Genomic DNA, 3,280 nt, shown 5'->3' with positions numbered 1-3,280 from the left:
CCGTCCGTGATCATGTGAGGGGCTCGAGCGGGGAGCATCTCGAGCCCCTCGATCGCCGGTGCCGAAGCACCGGCGACTGCCTCGCGCAGAGAGGAAGGGGCGGAACTGCGCGAGAACTCGGGAAGGGATTGGGTGTCGGAGTCCGGGCGGCTGGGCTCCAGGCGCCAGCCCGGCGCCTCGACCACTACGTGGACCGTGGCGGCGTCATGGAGGACCCCGCCGCATCGACATGGGCGGGCAGAAGGACGGCGAGCAACCGTTCGCCTGTTCGGGGTCCCATGCCGCCGCCGCGCGAAACTGCAGGCTGCCGGGCCGGCGCCACCGCCGAGGGTCCGCTGTCACGGCCGCTCAGGGCGGTAACGGCCTTCGCATCGATCTCCGTCATGGGAGCGCACGTCCCGGTTGGTGCACGGCAGGCGAAGTCGCCTTTGACGGTGCCGCCCAGGGTCGCGCAGCCGGAGAGGGAGCCGAGGAGCAGCAAGGCTGTCGGACAGCGGGTCATGCCGCACCTCCGGCGATGAACGCCTTGAGCGTTGCGGCCGGACGGAAGCCTTCGATCACCGCGCCGTCGCGCCGGATGATGACCGGCGTGCCGCCGAACCCGTGCCGCTTGGCGAATGCCTCGTTGCCGTCGAGGCCGGACGTGTCGCACTTGGCGCCGGTTGGAACCGGCTGATCGGCATAGGCGGCATGCAAAGCCGCAGCCGGATCTCGCGCGCAAAGCACCGCCTCGGCCTTCTTCCGGCTCTCCGGTCCGAAAATCGAGATCGGCCGCTCTTCGACCCGCAGGCCGAGGCTGGCGAGCTCGCCGGAGAGCTTGCGGCAGTATCCGCACGAGAAGTCGCTGAGCACGACGACCTTGGCACCGCCGGCGGGGCCCCAGTAGATCGCGCCGCCTTTGGGAAGCTCGGCGAGGTCGACCTTGCTGGCCTTGGCGGGTGCCGGCGCCTGCTCTTCGTCGGCGTCGGTCTGTTTGCGGCCGGCGGCGCCGGCTGCGATCAGATCGGGATTGAGCTCGAGCAGCCGCGCGGCCGTGACATCGCTGCGCGTTTCCATGTCGTACACCCGCCCGATCATCAGATAGCGTGCGGTCGGATCGACGTAGAACAATGTCGTGCCGGCGACGACCTCGCAGAGGCCACGCAGGCGCTGGCAGTCGATCGCGCCGATCGCGGTTCGCGGCAGCCTGAGCTTGAGCGCGGTCCGCACCAGATTGGTGTCGATCGCCACACCGGCAAGCGTTTCGGCATGAACGGCGTTGGCGGCGACGCCAGCGCCCATACCGAGACTGAGCGAGGCGCCGGCAAGCAGCGTCCAGAACGGGACGCCTTCAAGGCGCCGGAACCTGACCAGCTCCCGGCCAAGTCGAGAGTCAGCATTCATCATTGGGAGTTCCTCACATAGACGCCGTCGAGAAAGACGATTTCGACATCGATGCCGGTCGGCATCTCGATCACCGGCTGATATTGCTCGGCGCGTTCGATCAGATATTTGGAGACACTGTCCGCGGCGTCGCCGACGCCCTGACCAAAGCCGCCCTGGACGATGTCGCCGGCGGAAAGCGTCTGGCGCTTGCCATCGACGCCGGTGGCGAGCCCCGAGAACACGCCGTTCGCGTTGGCGGAGAAGCCGCGGCCGAAGCCGGCGACGATGCCGGCGATCAGGGCCTGGCTGACGAGGCTTCCCTCGCGGCTCACGACGCGGCCGCGTACGCCCGTCTTGCCGGCGAAGCTGATGAAGCCCTTGACCTCGCTGACCGCCACCCGTCCGCCGGGTTGGTCGCAGGTCATCTTCTGCAGCTTCACGTAGACCTTCTCGGCGCTGAGATCGCCCCGCGCCGCGCCATTGACGACGCAGCCCTCGAGCCGCGTGGTCAGGAGCTTGCCGTCCTTGACCACCGAGCGGGCGGGGCCCGTGATCCGCAGGACGACGGGTAGCGGGTCCGTCTGGCTGGCGACGCCTGCCGAGGCATCGACGCCGACGATCACGCGCGCGGGCGCATAGCTGTTGGGAGGCAGATAATCGGGGCTGTCCTCGATCTCGATCGCCGGCGCTTGTGGCCTTGATGAGCGCAGACCGCTCTTGACCGCGCCAGCACTCTCCGTGCTCGCGACGAACGACAGAGTCTTCACCTGCCGCTCCGCCGTTGTGGGCAGGGCAGCAGCGCCATCCGGCGTCGCGAGGTTCGGCGACAGCGGCGAACCCGACGGGATCGACGGGTCGCGCGCGGGCGAAGACGTCGCGGCGGATGGCGGCGGCGCGGACTGCGCACGTGCCAGTTCACCCTTCAGCGAGCTGTTCTCCTGCGTGAGCGCGTCGATCGTATGCGCGCCATCGGTACGCATCGCCTGGTTCTCGGCCGCGAGAGCGTCGAGCTTGGACTGGACATCGGGATTGACGGCTCGCGAGTCTTCCAAGGCCTTCAGCTGACGGGCCTGCGCGTCCAGGCGATTGCCGTAGATCGCGACGAATTCCTTTTGGCTCAGGTCGCGATTGACGATGCCGTCGGTCTCGATCCGCTCGGGCGCATCAGGAGCCGCGGAGGTGTGGTGCGGCGAGCCTCCCAGCACGAACCAGAGCCCGACCATCGCGACCGCACCGCCGCCGCCAAGCAGCAGCATCCGCTGACGCTGCCGCGTCTTGGCATTGAGGGCGCCGATCGCGTTTTCGGCGGTATCCGCCGCCCGGCCGTTCTGCGGAGTTGCGGGGGCGCTCATGCGCCCGCTCCATCGGTCTGCACGACATAGAGCGTGGTCGCGGCGTGAGGCGCGAGTTCGGATGCTCCGATGCTGACGGCGAGCGCATCGCCCGGAGCGATCACCTTGGGATCGAGCGTTGCCGTCTCGCTGCCGCGGTTTTCGACGCGAAGGACTTTTCCGAGAAGCCCCCCGCCCCGATATTGGGAGATCAGGCGGACGCTGAAGTCGCCGACGCGCAGTGGCGACGCCGCCGTCTGTCGAACCTGATAGCCCTTCGGCACGCCGCCGGTCGCCATCGACTGGACGAGGGCAAGCGCGGCATCCTGCGGCGTCGCGGTCGTGATTGACGGCTCGGGTGGCTGTGCGAGCGCGGGGTTGGTGATGAAGACCTGTTCGGCTTCACTGCCTCCGACAGTGCACGCGAACTTGTAGACGAAGCCCTTCCGCGTCGTCGCGAAGAAGCTCAGTCGACCCGGCGCAAAGCCTTCCGGCACCGAGAGATAGATGTCTCCCCGGACGGGCTCGTTGGTGACCGTGAAATCATTATAGGGGTAGCCCGTCGTGATCTTGCTGACGCTCGC

Annotated in this window: 3 protein-coding genes; all 3 read right to left on the bottom strand. The window is 68.1% G+C overall.

Translation table 11 applies throughout. The features are described 5' to 3' along the window. Window positions 1-498: 498 nt before the first annotated feature. Window positions 499-1,383, bottom strand: a complete 885-nt coding sequence (locus ACFE64_RS15455; protein WP_375393343.1) for a DsbC family protein — start codon at window positions 1,381-1,383, stop codon at window positions 499-501. After that, window positions 1,383-2,717 carry a TrbI/VirB10 family protein gene (locus ACFE64_RS15450; RefSeq protein WP_375393342.1) on the bottom strand — a complete coding sequence of 445 codons (1,335 nt, stop codon included), beginning with the start codon at window positions 2,715-2,717 and terminating at the stop codon, window positions 1,383-1,385. Before ACFE64_RS15450 ends, ACFE64_RS15455 begins: the two co-directional genes overlap by 1 nt. Next, window positions 2,714-3,280: type-F conjugative transfer system secretin TraK (locus ACFE64_RS15445; RefSeq protein ID WP_375393341.1), on the bottom strand; the 567-nt coding region annotated here is incomplete at its 5' end. The genes ACFE64_RS15450 and ACFE64_RS15445, both read right to left, overlap by 4 nt.

Origin of the sequence: uncultured Sphingomonas sp., assembly GCF_964250165.1 — a bacterium.
Classification (GTDB): Bacteria; Pseudomonadota; Alphaproteobacteria; order Sphingomonadales; family Sphingomonadaceae; genus Sphingomonas.
The sequence above is the reverse complement of the archived record's forward strand: the minus strand, read 5'-3'. Positions and strand labels throughout refer to the sequence as shown.

Bases quoted from the DNA above. Each gene is read 5' to 3' on its own strand.
- ACFE64_RS15455 (WP_375393343.1), bottom strand. From the start codon at position 1,383: ATGAATGCTGACTCTCGACTTGGCCGGGAGCTGGTCAGGTTCCGGCGC.
- ACFE64_RS15450 (WP_375393342.1), bottom strand. From the start codon at position 2,717: ATGAGCGCCCCCGCAACTCCGCAGAACGGCCGGGCGGCGGATACCGCC.